Origin of the sequence: Nocardioides cavernae, from assembly GCF_016907475.1 — a bacterium.
GTDB classification, from domain to species: Bacteria; Actinomycetota; Actinomycetes; order Propionibacteriales; family Nocardioidaceae; genus Nocardioides; species Nocardioides cavernae.
On sequence record NZ_JAFBCA010000001.1, the window covers coordinates 1172120 to 1186190 of the forward strand.

General features: G+C 72.0%; 15 protein-coding genes and 3 tRNA genes. 8 read left to right on the forward strand and 10 right to left on the reverse strand.

Annotated features, from left to right (window positions below; translation table 11 throughout):
• Positions 1-71 precede the first annotated feature (71 nt).
• From JOD65_RS05490 to JOD65_RS05510, 5 genes are all read left to right on the forward strand, one after another.
• A complete protein-coding gene (locus JOD65_RS05490; RefSeq protein WP_191193378.1) occupies positions 72-539 on the forward strand; it encodes an SRPBCC family protein in 468 nt (155 codons plus the stop codon).
• Positions 536-1576, forward strand: coding sequence for an NAD(P)H-binding protein (locus tag JOD65_RS05495; RefSeq protein ID WP_191193377.1), 1041 nt, complete (start codon positions 536-538; stop codon positions 1574-1576). Before JOD65_RS05490 ends, JOD65_RS05495 begins: the two co-directional genes overlap by 4 nt.
• Positions 1577-1633: 57 nt before the next feature.
• A complete protein-coding gene (gene purF, locus JOD65_RS05500) occupies positions 1634-3172 on the forward strand; it encodes an amidophosphoribosyltransferase (RefSeq protein WP_307820955.1) in 1539 nt (512 codons plus the stop codon).
• 41 nt (positions 3173-3213) lie between these two features.
• Positions 3214-4296, forward strand: coding sequence for a phosphoribosylformylglycinamidine cyclo-ligase (gene purM, locus JOD65_RS05505; protein WP_191193376.1), 1083 nt, complete (start codon positions 3214-3216; stop codon positions 4294-4296).
• Between the two features lie 156 nt (positions 4297-4452).
• The gene (locus JOD65_RS05510; RefSeq protein ID WP_191193375.1) at positions 4453-4641 is read left to right on the forward strand and encodes a DUF3073 domain-containing protein; all 189 of its coding nucleotides are present in this window, start codon (positions 4453-4455) and stop codon (positions 4639-4641) included.
• A 184-nt stretch (positions 4642-4825) separates the two neighbouring features.
• Here the strand turns inward: JOD65_RS05510 and JOD65_RS05515 are convergent, their stop codons facing one another.
• The 7 genes from JOD65_RS05515 to JOD65_RS05545 all read right to left on the reverse strand — a co-directional run bounded on the left by JOD65_RS05515 (position 4826) and on the right by JOD65_RS05545 (position 11463).
• Entirely contained in the window at positions 4826-5923 is a 1098-nt protein-coding gene (locus JOD65_RS05515; RefSeq protein ID WP_224747121.1) for a Glu/Leu/Phe/Val family dehydrogenase, read from the reverse strand.
• 112 nt (positions 5924-6035) lie between these two features.
• Positions 6036-7370 (reverse strand): hypothetical protein, encoded by a 1335-nt coding sequence (locus JOD65_RS05520; protein ID WP_191193374.1) that lies wholly within the window; start codon positions 7368-7370, stop codon positions 6036-6038.
• 19 nt (positions 7371-7389) lie between these two features.
• A complete protein-coding gene (locus JOD65_RS05525; RefSeq protein WP_191193373.1) occupies positions 7390-8184 on the reverse strand; it encodes an alpha/beta fold hydrolase in 795 nt (264 codons plus the stop codon).
• 106 nt (positions 8185-8290) lie between these two features.
• Positions 8291-8364 (reverse strand) — tRNA-Phe (locus JOD65_RS05530).
• A 47-nt stretch (positions 8365-8411) separates the two neighbouring features.
• Complete coding sequence (locus JOD65_RS05535) at positions 8412-9743, reverse strand: sensor histidine kinase (RefSeq protein ID WP_191193372.1); 1332 nt, start codon at positions 9741-9743, stop codon at positions 8412-8414.
• Positions 9740-10510: a cytochrome P450 gene (locus tag JOD65_RS05540; protein WP_204810966.1), complete on the reverse strand. Its 771-nt coding sequence runs from the start codon at positions 10508-10510 to the stop codon at positions 9740-9742. Before JOD65_RS05540 ends, JOD65_RS05535 begins: the two co-directional genes overlap by 4 nt.
• Positions 10511-11073: 563 nt before the next feature.
• Positions 11074-11463, reverse strand: coding sequence for a response regulator (locus tag JOD65_RS05545; protein ID WP_191193370.1), 390 nt, complete (start codon positions 11461-11463; stop codon positions 11074-11076).
• Between the two features lie 171 nt (positions 11464-11634).
• On the opposite strand from JOD65_RS05545, the gene JOD65_RS05550 reads away from it, so the two are divergent.
• The 3 genes from JOD65_RS05550 (at position 11635) to JOD65_RS05560 (ending at position 12339) form a co-directional block, all read left to right on the forward strand.
• Positions 11635-11707: transfer RNA gene (locus tag JOD65_RS05550), tRNA-Glu, on the forward strand.
• A 99-nt stretch (positions 11708-11806) separates the two neighbouring features.
• A tRNA-Asp gene (locus tag JOD65_RS05555) sits at positions 11807-11883 on the forward strand.
• 102 nt (positions 11884-11985) lie between these two features.
• Positions 11986-12339, forward strand: a complete 354-nt coding sequence (locus JOD65_RS05560) for a metallopeptidase family protein (RefSeq protein WP_191193369.1) — start codon at positions 11986-11988, stop codon at positions 12337-12339.
• Positions 12340-12346: 7 nt separating this feature from the next.
• On the opposite strand, the gene JOD65_RS05565 is transcribed toward JOD65_RS05560, so the two are convergent.
• The 3 genes from JOD65_RS05565 to JOD65_RS05575 form a co-directional block, all read right to left on the reverse strand.
• Positions 12347-12679 (reverse strand): fluoride efflux transporter FluC, encoded by a 333-nt coding sequence (locus JOD65_RS05565; protein WP_191193368.1) that lies wholly within the window; start codon positions 12677-12679, stop codon positions 12347-12349.
• Between the two features lie 61 nt (positions 12680-12740).
• Complete coding sequence (locus JOD65_RS05570) at positions 12741-13142, reverse strand: fluoride efflux transporter FluC (protein WP_204810974.1); 402 nt, start codon at positions 13140-13142, stop codon at positions 12741-12743.
• Complete coding sequence (locus JOD65_RS05575) at positions 13139-14068, reverse strand: ATP-binding protein (protein WP_204810976.1); 930 nt, start codon at positions 14066-14068, stop codon at positions 13139-13141. The genes JOD65_RS05570 and JOD65_RS05575 overlap by 4 nt, the downstream gene beginning before the upstream one ends.
• Between the last annotated feature and the right edge of the window lie 3 nt (positions 14069-14071).

Below are 14071 nucleotides of genomic sequence, written 5' to 3' on the forward strand. Positions count from 1 at the left end.
CGCCGGGACGTGGATGGGACACCGCTGACAGGGTGGTCCCGCGTGTGGCCGCCGTCGGTAGCGTGGCGGCCATGGCGACCTTCCGTGCCCGCGACCGCTCCTCGGCCGTGCTCCGCTCACCGCGCAGCGAGGTGTGGGCCGCTCTCACCGATGCCGACCTGATCGCGAAGATCACGCCCTACGTCACGAGCATCGACGTGGAGGGCGACCGGTGGACCTGGCGGATGGGCACCATCCCGGTGCTGGGCCTCTCCGTGGCGCCGAAGTTCACCGAGGTGATGGAGCTGCAGCCCCAGGACCGGATCGTCTTCACGCACGACCCGGACCGGCCCGACGAGATGACCGCCGTCAACGGCACCTATGACCTCAGCGACCGTGCCGACGGCGGCACCGACGTGAGCATCGACCTGCAGATCGCCTGCAACCTCCCGCTGCCCGGCCTGGCCCGGCCCGCGGTCGAGCGCGTCATGGCCGGCGTCGTGAAGCACATGGGCACCGTCTTCTCCCGCAACCTCCTCAAGCACCTGGGCGAAGCGTGAGGGTCCTCGTCCTCGGCGCCACCGGCTACATCGGTTCGCGCCTCGTGCCCCACCTGCTCGAGCACGGGTACGACGTCGTGGCCGCGTCGTCGTCGCCGCCGCGGCCCGACCGCTTCGGCTGGGACGACCGGGTCCGTGCGATCCGGTGCGACGTCACCGACCCCGCCGCAGTCGGGGAGGCGGTCGAGGACGTCGACGCCGTCGTCTACCTCGTCCACTCCCTCGACCGCAGCGACTTCAGCGACCGCGACCGGGTGGCTGCCGAGACCGTCGCGGCCGCGGTGGCCGCGAGCGGCGTACGACGCCTCGTCTACCTTTCGGGACTCGTCCCCGACGTGCCGGAGGCGGAGCTGTCGACCCACATAGCCTCCCGGCTGGAGGTCGAACGGATCCTGCTGGCGGCCATCGACGGGTCCGTCGCGCTGCGTGCCGGCGTCGTGATCGGGGCGGGGTCGACGTCGTTCGAGATCATCCGGCAGGTCGCGACCCTGTTCCTCGTGCAGCCGGTGCCGAAGTGGATGCAGAGCTCGGTCCAGCCCGTCGCCGTCTCCGACGTCCTGAGGGCGGTCGACGACGCGCTGACCGACGAGTCCCTGAGCGGTGCCATCGACCTCGGCGGACCGGACGTCATCGCCTATCCCGACCTGCTGCAGGTGTGCGGCCGCGCGGCGGGCCTGGCCCGGCTCCGCGTCCCGGTGCCGGTCGCGCCACCCGGACTCGTCGGGCTCGCGGCCGCCCTCACCACGACCGCGCCCTTCCACACCGTCACGTCGCTGATCGAGTCGCTCCGCCACGACATGGTCTGCCGCCCCGGCCACACGTGGAAGCCGAGCCACGGCACGCCGCCGATCGGGCTCGAGGATGCGGTCGGGCGTGCGATGACGCCGATGTACGCCGGCCCGGAGGGCGCGCTCCCCTCGGACCCGTCCTGGACACGCACGCACGCCCTGCTCGCCGTCGTACCGCTCCCGGCCGTCGGCAAGGCTGCCGCACACCTGGCCTTCCACCGCGTCCGCTCGATCCTCACCGGCGGATGATGACCGGCGTACGGCGTCGGTGCGGCGCTGGGCGCTTTCGCCCGTAGACTCGGGGCCGTGCCCCAGCCGATCAGCAAGCGGAAGGGCGGCGACGGCCGTCTGACCACGGCAATCGACCCCCACGACCAGGGCCCGCAGGATGCCTGCGGTGTCTTCGGCGTCTGGGCCCCCGGTGAGGACGTCGCCAAGCTGACCTACTTCGGGCTCTACGCCCTGCAGCACCGCGGCCAGGAGTCGGCGGGCATCGCGGTCAGCAACGGGCGGCAGATCCTGGTCTACAAGGACATGGGCCTGGTCTCGCAGGTCTTCGACGAGCCGACCCTCGACTCGCTCAAGGGCCATCTCGCGATCGGCCACTCCCGCTACTCCACGACGGGCGCCAGCACCTGGCACAACGCCCAGCCGACCTTCCGGCCCACCGCGGACGGCTCCATCGCGCTCGGCCACAACGGCAACCTGATCAACACCCACGAGCTGCGCGAGATGGTCACCGACCTCCCCGGCCCCGCCGGTGAGCTCGAGATCAAGGGCGTCGAGGGCGCGACCAACGACACCAGCCTCGTCACCGCCCTGCTCGCCCACCACCCCGACACCTCGCTCGAGCAGCGCGCGCTGGAGGTCCTCCCGCAGCTGCGCGGCGCCTACTGCTTCGTCTGGATGAACGAGCACACCCTCTACGCCGCCCGGGACCCGCAGGGCATCCGACCGCTCGTGCTCGGCCGCCTCGACCGCGGCTGGGTCGTCGCCAGCGAGGACGCCGCGCTGGCCACCATCGGCGCCAGCGTGGTCCGCGAGGTCGAGCCCGGTGAGATGATCGTCATCGACGAGAACGGCCTGCGCTCCCACACGTTCGCCGAGCCGGCCCGCAAGGGCTGTGTCTTCGAGTACGTCTACCTGGCGCGACCCGACGCCACCATCAGCGGCCGCAACGTCCACGAGGCGCGCGTCGAGATGGGACGCCGGCTGGCCCGCGAGTTCCCGGTCGATGCCGACCTGGTCATGCCCGTGCCGGAGTCCGGCACACCCGCGGCGTCCGGGTACGCCGCCGAGTCGGGCATCCCGTTCGGGCAGGGCTTCGTCAAGAACGCCTACGTCGGCCGCACGTTCATCCAGCCCAGCCAGACGCTGCGCCAGCTCGGCATCCGGCTCAAGCTCAACGCCCTCGAGCACATGATCCGCGGCAAGCGGATCGTCGTGGTCGACGACTCGATCGTGCGGGGCAACACCCAGCGTGCGCAGGTGCGGATGCTCCGCGAGGCGGGCGCCCTCGAGGTGCACGTGCGGATCTCCAGCCCGCCGGTCAAGTGGCCGTGCTTCTACGGCATCGACTTCGCCACCCGAGCGGAGCTGATCGCCAACGGCCTGACCCCCGAGGAGATCGCCGCCAGCGTCGGAGCCGACACGCTCGGCTACATCTCGCTCGAGGGCATGATCGAGGCGACCGACCAGCCGGCCGAGCGCCTCTGCCAGGCGTGCTTCACCGGGGAGTACCCCATCGAGCTGCCCGACGAGAGCCTGCTCGGCAAGCACCTGCTCGAGGCGACGCTCCAGTCGCCCACCATGGGGCGGGCCCTGCCGGTCCTCAACAACCCCTGACCCGCACCCCGATCCGCGCGCCGCCACCCGAGGAGCTCCGTGTGACCGACCAGCCCACTGACACCACTTCTGGGGCATACGCCGCCGCCGGGGTCTCGATCGAGGCGGCCGACCGGGCGATCGACCTGATGAAGGGCTGGGTGGAGAAGGCCCGCCGTCCCGAGATGATCGGCGGCCTCGGTGGCTTCGCCGGGCTCTTCGACGCCTCCGCGCTGACCCGCTACGAGCGCCCGCTCCTCGCGACCTCGACCGACGGCGTCGGCACCAAGGTCGCCATCGCGCAGCTGATGGACGTCCACGACACCATCGGGTTCGACCTCGTCGGCATGGTCGTCGACGACCTCGTCGTGTGCGGTGCCGAGCCGCTGTTCATGACCGACTACATCGCCTGCGGCCGGGTGGTGCCCGAGCGCATCGCGGCGATCGTCAAGGGCATCGCCGAGGCCTGCGTGGTCGCCGGCTGCGCGCTCATCGGCGGCGAGACCGCCGAGCACCCCGGCCTGCTCGACCCCGACGACTACGACGTCGCGGGCGCCACCACCGGTGTCGTGGAGGCCAGCAAGCTCCTCGGCCCCGGCCGCGTCCGTCCCGGCGACGTCGTGATCGCCATGGAGGCCAGCGGCCTGCACTCCAACGGCTACTCCCTCGTCCGCCACGTCCTGCTCGAGAAGGCAGGCTGGACCGTCGAGCGTCAGGTCGACGACTTCGGTCGCACGCTGGGCGAGGAGCTGCTCGAGCCCACCCGCATCTACGCCAAGGCGTGCCTCGACCTCGCCGACCGCACCGAGACGCACGCCATGTCCCACGTGACCGGCGGCGGTCTCGCCGCCAACCTCGAGCGGGTGCTCCCCGAGGAGCTGTCGGTGCGCATCGACCGCTCGACGTGGACCCCGCAGCCGGTCTTCGACGTCGTCCGCCGGGTGGGCGGGGTGGCCCAGGCCGACCTCGAGGCGACCCTCAACTGCGGCGTCGGCATGGTGTCGCTGACCGCCCCGGAATCGGTCGACACGGCCATCTCAGTGCTTGCCGGCCACGGCATCCGGGCCTGGGTCGCGGGCGAGGCCCGGGCGGACGCCGAGAACGGCGGCAAGGTCGTCCTGGAGGGCCAGCACCCCGGCTGGTGATGAGATTCGGCACTTCGAGCACGAAATGCCCGGTCTTGGTGTGCGGGAACACCCACGGCTCAGGTAGCGTTGTCCCCACGATATGTAACCGATCAGACCGGGCGCGTCGGGAGGCTCTCCGACAGCCCCGGCCAAGTGTGCGAGGGGGTCGACCCTATGGGGCGCGGCCGAGCGAAGGCAAAGCAGACGAAGGTTGCCCGCGACCTGAAGTACCGGACTCACGAGACGGACTTCGGCGCGCTGGCGAAGGAGCTGCACGGAGAAGACACTCACCCCACCAGTGAGGTCGATACCGATGGCGACGAGTGGTCGGACTATGCCGACCCGCGTCGTCGCGCAGACTGACTGATCGCACCTGATCACCCCATCCGGGCGACCGGGTGGTGCGGCGTACGGCCGCGCCCTGGGACGGTCAGGTGACCGGGCAGTTCCTCGCGCTGGAACGCAGTGACCAGGCAGGTCCTCGCGCTGGCTGCGCGAGGAACCGCCCGGTCGGCGTGCTGGTCCGCGAGGAAGTGCCCGATCGGCGTCAGCCGAGGTGGATGCCGCGCAGGCGGCCGACCTCGCGCATGCGACGCTCGGCGAGCCGGTCGGCGGCCTCGGCCGTGGTGACCCCGTCGGCCTTGGCGAGCTCGAACACCTTGCGGGTCGTCTCGAAGATGCCGGTCGCGCGCTGCTGCGCGCGCTCGAAGGAGAAGCCCTCGAGCTCGTCGGCGACCTGGATGACGCCGCCGGAGTTCACGCAGTAGTCGGGTGCGTAGAGGACGCCGCGCTCCTCGATCGTCTTCTCGACGCCGGGGTGCGCGAGCTGGTTGTTGGCCGCGCCGCAGATGATCGTGGCGCTGAGCACGTCGAGCACCTCGTCGCTGATCGCGCCGCCCATGGCGCACGGGGCGTAGACGTCGATCTCGCTCGCGACAAGCTCCTCGGTGGTGGCGACCGCGGTGACCTGCGGGAACTGCTCGCGGATCGCCTCGACCGACGGCGCGTGGACGTCGGTGACGACGACGCTGGCGCCGTCCTCGATCAGGTGGCGGACCAGGTGGCGACCGACCTTGCCGACGCCGGCGACACCGACGGTGCGTCCGGCGAGGGTGGGCTCGCCCCACGCCTGCTCGGCAGCGGCGCGCATGCCCTGGAAGGTGCCGAACGCCGTGAGCACCGAGCTGTCGCCCGCGCCCCCGTGGGCGACGGTGCGGCCGGTGACGAAGTCGCACTCGCGCGCGATGTGGTCCATGTCCTCGCTGAAGGTGCCCACGTCGCAGGCGGTGAAGTAGCGCCCGTCGAGCGACTGCACGAAGCGGCCGTAGGCGCGCAGCAGGGCCTCGGTCTTCAGCTCGGCCGGGTCGCCGATGATGACGGCCTTGCCGCCGCCCAGGTCGAGGCCGGCGAGCGCGTTCTTGTACGACATCCCGCGCGAGAGGTTGAGGACGTCGACGATCGCGTCGTCGGTGCTGGCGTAGGGGTAGAACCGCGTCCCGCCGAGGGCCGGGCCCAGTGCAGTGGAGTGGATGGCGATGATGGCCCGCAGGCCGGTCGCGCGATCGTTGCAGAAGACGACCTGCTCGTGCTCGCTGCCGAGCTCGAAGACGTCGACGCCGGAACTGGGTACTCCAGACATGCTCATGGGTCCTTTTCTGGTGGGTGCGGCCGCGGGGTGTGCGGACCTGGTCAGCGCGGTCGAGGGGTGGTGACCGCCGTCACCTCCAGAATAGTCCGGCGAGAACGCGCGGACCGCATCAGGACGACCGCATCACGACGAGGTCGCCGTGGGTGCCGTAGCCGAGCAGCTTCCCGCCCGCGGCCCGGCCGTTGAAGGTGACCATCAGCCACCGGCCGTCGACCTCGGCGACCGTGGGCCACGGCAGGTTGGTGGGGTAGGGCGCGTCCAGCGTCCCCGTCTCGGTCATCGTGAGGTCGTACGCCGGGAAGCGAGCGCGCCGGCCGCGTCGGGAGTCGCGTCCGTCGCTGGCGAGCACCGCCATCCGGCCGTCGACCTCGACGAGCGTCGTGCCCTCGGTCGACGTACGGTCGCTCGCCGCGCCCAGCAGCCGCAGGTCGTCGAGCGTCGGTCCGGCGGCGACGGCCGGGTGGAAGTCGAAGAACCGGCGCGCGCTGACGAAGCCGACGAGCCACTCGCCGTCGCGCCGGACGAGGTGGGGGTCCCACGTGGCGATCGAGCCCAGTCCGTCGACGGGCAGGGGGAGCTCGCGGGTGTCGAGGACGTGCGCGCCTCGCAGGAGGTCGGTGTCGGACTCGGCGAGGGTGACCCGCAACCCCGCCGACGTACGCCGCCCCGCCCGGGTCGTCGGCGCCTCGAAGTCGCCCCACGTGCTGGTCGCCACCAGCCAGCCACCGTCAGCGCGGACGAGGTGGGTGGCGTGGTCGCCGAAGACCCCCGGCCGGTCGGGCCTGCGGAAGAACAGGTCGGCGGAGTGCGTGACCTCCAGGGCCTCGGGGTCGAAGCGCCACACGCTGGTGTGGGCGGTGTCGAAGAACCCGGGACCCGCCGACGTCGCCGTCAGCCACAGCGCGCCGTCGTCCCGGACCGGGCGGCCGTCGTCGCCGGTGACGAAGCGGGTGTCGCGCAGTCCTAGCTGGCCGAACCGTCCGGCGGTGCCGCCGCCGACGGGGAGCTCGACCCCCATCCCCGCCAGGGCGTCCTCGTCGCGGGTGTCGACCTGCGGGCCGGTGCCGCTCGCGACCTCCCGCAGGTCGTGCCGGGCCCGGGCGACCCACCCCGCCGCCTCGCGGCTCCAGGCCGTCACGTGGGTGCCGGTCAGGCTCACGCCGAGGCCGGTCGGCTCCTCGGCCCGGTGGAACCGACGGCTCCGGAGCGTCCCGGCGCCGGGGACGTCGAGGGACACCGATCCGTCGGTCAGGGACGCCGCGAAGCGGTGCTCGCCGAGGTGCAGCGCCACCGGTCCGTCGAGACCGGCCGTGGTCGCTGCGACGTACGGCGCCACGGCCGGCATCGCGACCTCGCCCGCCCGGTCGGTGTCGACCTGCACGGAACCGGGTGCGACCAGGTCGACCGGGCGCAGCCGGCGGACGATCTCGAGGCGGGGGAGCACCGGCCCATCCTGCCGGACCTCACTCGGCCAGCAGGTAGCCCAGTCCCACCGCGGCCGGCACCCGTCCGCCCGCCACGCCGACGTGCGACCGGCCCTCCCACACGACCGCCCGTCCTCGGGGGATGCCTGCGGCCGTCCGTTCGAAGAGGTCGCGGGAGTAGAAGCCGTCGGCCGTCCCGCCCAGCACCAGGGTCGGCGCCGTGACCCGGTCGAGGTGCGGCTCGGTGTCGAAGACGTCCTCGGCGGCGATCACGACGAGCATGTCGCTCTGGTCCTTGGCGGTGAACTGCCCCATCACCCAACCGGCCGGACGGGTCAGGAGGCGCAGCCGGGGAGGCGTGCCGGCGGCCACCATGGCAGCGGTCGCGGCACGGGTGTCACCCACCTCGGTCAGCCGTGCCACCTCCACCATCACCGACCTCCCCACGGGCGAGAGCCGGCACGCGGCGGCGGCGACCACGAGACGGCGTACGAGCGCGGGCCGGTCCACCGCGAGCTGGAGCGCGACCGACCCGCCCGTCGACGTCCCGTGGAGGAGGACCGGCTCGCCGAGGTCGTCCTCGATGACCGACGCGTAGTCCGCGGCCAGGTCGGACATCGAGGTCCCGGCGGAAAGGCCCGGGCGCCGGTTGACGAGGTAGACGGTGAAGTGGGCGGCGAACGGCGCTGCCCACGCGAGCGACGCCCGTCGGGCGGTCCCCTTCGGCGTGGCGTGCTCGGTCGTGAGCCCGGCCGCCACCAGGAGCACCGGCCCGCGGCCGGTCCTCAGGTAGGGCACTCCGTTGCTGAAGGTGCCTTCCTCGACCTGCGGCACCACACCACGGTAGGCCGCGGGTGCCGATCCGTCCGCCCGGACCAGACCGGGCGAGGACACGCAGAAGGGCCCCGGTCGGGACGTGACCGGGGCCCTTCTGTGCTTGTGGGCAGGGGCGGGGTCGAACCGCCGACCTATCACTTTTCAGGCGATCGCTCGTACCAACTGAGCTACCTGCCCAAGCGGGGACGAGGATACATGAGCCCCGCGGGCGGACGGCAATCGGCTCAGTCGCTCCGCGGGACGTAGGCGGGCAGCTCGAGCCAGAACGACGAACCGGTGCCCAGGGTCGACTCGCCACGGACCGCGCCGCCCTCGCGCTCGGCGATGGTGCGGGACAGCGACAGGCCCAGCCCGCTGCCCTGGGTGGTCGGCGCGGCGAAGCGGACGAACGGCTCGAAGGCGTGCTGGAGCTGCTCGGGCGTGAGCCCCGGGCCGTCGTCGCGGACGACGATGCGCACCATCGGCTTGGCGCTCTCGCCCACGAGCGCCTCGGCGGTGAGGTGCACGGAGCCGCCGGTGGGGCGGTGGTGGGCGATCGCGTTGCCCAGGAGGTTGGCGAGGACCTGTCGCACGGCGGAGGGGTGGCCCCACGCCGCGAGGGACGGGTCGACCACCGCCTGCATGTCGACGCCGGCCGTGCGCGCGGGGGTGCGGTGCCAGTGGATGACGTCGGCGACCGCGTCGGCCAACGAGATCTCCTGGCGCTGGTCGTCGGTCGACAGGGCGCGGCCCGCCCCGAGGAGGCTGTCGACGATGGTGAGCAGCCGCTCGCAGGAGCGCACGATGACCGGTCCGTCGCGCTTCATGCCGGAGGAGACGTCGTCGGCGGACCCGTGCTCGGCGTCGTCGAGCAGGACCTCGGTGTAGCCGAGGATTGCGGACAGTGGCGTACGCAGCTCGTGCCCCACCGCACCGAAGAGCTGCTGGGTGGCCAGCTGTGCCTCTGCGCCCGCCTCGATGGCCTCGGCCAGCGAGCGGCGGGACTGCTCGAGGGTGAGCCGGACCTTGATGGCGGACGCCAGGAGCCGGAAGTCCTGGACCGTGGCCTGCTGCCATGCGCCCGCGACGGAGCTCGTGATGGCGACGCTGCCGAACATGCGACCGTCGGCCAGGAAGGCGGTCATGCCCAGAGCCGCCACGCCCACGGCTGCCAGCTCGGTGCGGTCCTGCGCCGCCTCGGGGGGTAGCAGCTCGCGGTCGGGGAGCACGGCGACGCCGCGGCGACCGACTTGGGAGAGCCAAGGCATGCTCAGGGCCTGCTCCGGCCCCGCCCCCGGTGGCGGGACGATCTTTCCGGGCGCACCATCTCGCACCCACTCCCGCAACCAGGCGCGGCCCCCGAGGACGGTCCAGCCCGTTTGGTCAGTGGGCAGGAACGTGGTCAGCGCGATCACGACGGCTTCGACACGGTCGATGGTCAGGAGGTGGTCTGCCGCGCGGGCGATGGCGTCGTCGACGCTGATCTCGCCGGCAAGGATCGTCATCGCCAGGTCAACGGCCTCCGGGGAGGCGGGTTCGCGTGAAGAGACGGCCTGCAGCGAGGCGTGCTCGATCACGGCGACGAACTCCTCCGGGGGGTGACGGTGAAGCGGCACGGGGACGGTGCGATGCCACGACTCTGGTCGATCGAGACGTGCTCGCTCAGACTGATCTCAAAAGCTGATGCCCACTGTGCCACGGTCGTGAGCTGAGCGATGCCCAGGTTGCGCCCGGGGCACATGTGGGGGCCTGCCCCGAAGGGTAGCCACGCTCCCGGCCGCTGCTCGTGCGTCTGCCAGCGGGTGGGATCGAATGACGCGATCTCCGATGGGTCGCCAGGGACCAGCTCAGGGAACCGACCCAGGAGCAGCGGGCTGGCGAACACCACCCGGCCGGCCGGGATCGTGGCCCCGCCGATCTCCACTCTGCGTGTGGTGACCCGCGCCGTGATCCAGGAGGGAGAGGTCAGGCGCAGGGTCTCCCACACGACGTGAACAGGATCGGCGTCCGGCTCGTCTCGATGTGCGCCCGACCAAGCGAGCAGGAAGGCCCCGGCTGCGATGGGTACCTGGATGCCTGCCGCCAACATGGTGGCGACCTGTTGGGGCGTCTGTTCGAGGCCGCGCACCGAGGCCAGAAAGTCCTCGAGGGCCACCCGTGCGGCGGTCTCGGCACGGCGGATGCGGGTCCAGCGGCGTGGCGGCCGGTGCGAAGCGATGACCGGGGCAAGCGCGTCGATCCAGTCCAGCACGAGGTCACCGACGGCGTCGCGGGTCGCTGTGTCCAGGTGCGGCAGTACGGCCGACGTGGTGGAGCGGGCGACTGGTCGGCGGAGCAGCTGCATCGCGTCGTACGGCTCGTCCGCTCGGACGTGCTCGTGCTCGGCCAGAGCGGTGCGCCACTCGGAGCCGAAGACGTCGGAACCTCGAGACACCGCAGCAGCAGGAACCGGCGAGTAGAGCGTGTGGCCCGTCCGCGTCTCGCCACGACTGCCGGACAGGTCGCTCCCTCGGCTGACGTCTCCGGGGAAGTCGAATCGCTCCGGGTCGGTGAGGACTTCCTTGACCAAGGCGGGAGTGGTGGCGAGCCAGGGCCCCCCGGGGGCCAAGGGCGCCATCCCACCTCGGGGTGCAGTGAGGACAGCGCCGAGCTGGCCACCGGCCAACTCGACGCTGTCCATGTTCACCACGGTGTCGTGATTGCTCCCGAGCACCGATGCTTCAGCTGCGCGGCGGGCCGGGACGCCAGCCGTAGGGCATCGCGCTGACGATGCGCTTGCGCTCGATGGCGGTGCGGATGCGGTTCATCATGTTGTTTCTCCAGGGTGGGGTGGACGGTGCACGCCGGGGTCGGCGTACTGGGGTACTACGCGGAGCTCGTCTCCCGTGGTGATGACAGGGGTCGGGGTCAGGACTCCAGGTCGCGCAGCGTCTCGGCGATCAGGTCGGTCAGCTGCTGGATGCGAAGCGGCTTCTGCATGACTGTCGTGATGCCGAGTTCTTGGAGGACCGCGCGGTTCTCGCCGGCCCAGGCGGAGATGACGACGATGCGCAGCGCAGGCGCCACGTCGGGCCGGTCGCGCAGCCAGCGCACCACCTCGACGCCCGTCATCCGAGGCATGGTCAGGTCGAGCAGCATGACGTCGAAGCGGTCGCGCTCCAGGGTCTCCACTGCGTCCTGGCCGTCGTACGCCGTGGAGGCGACGTGACCGGCTCGCTCGACCAGGCGGCAGAAGACGTCGCGAATGTCCTCGTTGTCATCGACCACGAGGAAACGCAGCTGCCGCTCGTTGCTCACGAGGCAAGATTAGTCAAACGTTTGGCAAGTCGTGTGGCGTCTGCCAAAACTTGTCCGCGGGTCGGGCAGTGATCCGCGTCGTTCGGGCCACGGATCGGCAATGGTTGGGAGCCCGGAGGCCGCTGCCCCTATGCTGGGCGCTGCTCGATCGGGTCCGTCCCGGACGAGCTGGCCCCCATCGTCTAGCGGCCCAGGACCCCGCCCTTTCACGGCGGTAGCGCCGGTTCGAATCCGGTTGGGGGTGCGATCCGGCCGGGGTTCGACGCCGATTGGGTGTCACCGAAGAGCATGGGTTAGAGTTCCACCCGCTTCACCAGCACGACCGGAGAAGCAGCAGCATCCTGGCCCCGTAGCGCAGTTGGTTAGCGCGCCGCCCTGTCACGGCGGAGGCCGCGGGTTCGAGTCCCGTCGGGGTCGCCAACGCATGACCGAAAGGGTGAGCCACAGGCTCACCCTTTCGGTCATTTCGGCGCCGTACGACGACGCGGGTGGCCGTTTCGACGCCGCTCCTAGGGTGGTGGCATGCCGATCGACCTCGACCCCGCCGCGTTCGACGCCATGGTGGAGCGGGCCCTCGACGGCCTCCCCGACGACCTCGCGCGGCTCGTGGACAACGTCGTGGTGCTCGTCGAGCCGGAGGCGCCGGCGGACGACCCCGACCTGCTCGGCCTCTACGACGGGCTGGCGCTCACCGAGCGGCCGGCCAACCACGCTGGCATGCTGCCCGACCGGATCCTGCTCTTCCGTGGCCCGCTGCTCGACATGGCCGACACCGTCGAGGACCTCGAGGAGGAGGTGCGCATCACCGTCGTCCACGAGGTCGCGCACCACTTCGGGCTCGACGACGGGCGCCTCCACGAGCTCGGCTGGGGCTAGCGGTCCGTCAGGACAGGCCGGCGCCGACCGCGTAGCCGAGGGCGCAGGCCGCCACCGCGAGCACGGTCGTGGCGACGACGTAGCCCGCGGCCGCACGCGCCGGACGCTCGACGGCCTGCACGGCGAAGGTCGAGAACGACGTGAAGCCACCGCAGAAGCCCGTCGCCAGCAGCGCCCACGCGGCCTCGCCGAGCGACAGCGCGGCGAACAGCCCGAACAAACCCGACCCGACGGTGTTGACCGCGAGCATCCCGCGCGGGACGTAGCCGTCGAGCCGCGCGACGACGTAGCGCAGCGGAGCGCCCACCGCGGCGCCGAGGGCGACGAGGAGCACCGTCATGCGGGGTCCCCGCGGCGTCGTTCGGGGGAGCGAAGCGGAGGAGAAGAACGTCGGGGGGTGCTCATGCCACGGCCTCCTCGGGCTCGGGGCGGCCGGACAGGTGCTGGCCGAGCGCGGCGGCGGACAGCCCGGCGGCGAGGGTGAGGGCGAGGTAGGCGCCGGCGACGACGACGTGGCCACCGGCGGCGAGGTCGCGCGTCTGCCCGGCCCAGGCCGACACCGTCGTGAAGCCACCCAGGAGGCCCGGGCCGAGGGTCGCCGCGACCCGAGGCGATCGGCGTACGACGGCCAGGATGGGCAGCGCCCCGAGGACGAACGCCCCGACGACGTTGATGGCCAGCGTGGGCCAGGGGAACAACGTGTCGGGAGCGGCGACGTCGACGAGGTGGCGCAGCACCGCGCCGACGGCACCGCCGGCAGCGACGAGCAGGACGTCGACGGCCCGGAGGGGGCGGCGCGTCACCCGACCCGGCTCGTGGAGGACGCCGAGCCCGGGCTGCCGTCCCACGGCCGGGCGGACGCACCGTCGAGCTGGTGGACCAGCTCGGCGAGCAGCCAGTTGTGCAGCGCGCGCTGGCGCGGCGTGCGGGCCATGGACAGCAGTCGCTCGGCCCGGCAGAACGCGTCGGCGACGTCGAACATCTCGGTCATGGTCACGAAGATGGGGCCGGCCTCGCGAACCATCGGGAACGCGACGTCCACGCGGGGGAGCCCGCGCGTCTCCGCCACGGCGATCTGCTCGCGGAAGGTGTCGGGGAACTGCCGCTCGAAGTTGGCGAACATCGACGTCAGGTCCCCGGCGAGCGGGTAGTCGGACTGGTGCGAGAGCGACAGCAGGCGCAGCTCGCGGCGCAGCTCGTGGTACTGCTGCTTGAGCGAGGTGTAGAGCGGGACGTCGATGCGGAGCAGGCGTACGTCGACCGCGCCCTCGCTGGTCGGCTCGGGCGCAGTGCGGTCGTGGTGGTCGATGACCCACTCGACCGACCCGGCGTCGGTCATCTCGGGCGCCGGCTCGAACCAGACGATCTTGCCGTCGGACTCGATCGTCGCGCCCCAGGCCACGGCGCACTGGGCGACCATCGACAACCCGCGACCGAAGGTGAGCAGCAGGTCGAGGTCGTCGCCCTCGACCGGGATGGGCGGCACCGGGGGCCGGGGCGAGCCGTCGACCACCTCGATGCGCGGGTGCGAGGCGGTGCCCCGCACGCGGACCTTGTAGGGGGCGGCCGCATGCAGGATCGCGTTGGCCACCAGCTCGGAGACCCCCAGCTCGGCGCACTCGACGAGGTCGGACCGGTCGAGGCGCTCGCAGACGTCGCCCACCCAGCGACGCGCGTCGGCCGCAGCGCGCGGCGAGGACGCCAGCGTCAACTCGGAGGTCAGCGGCACTGG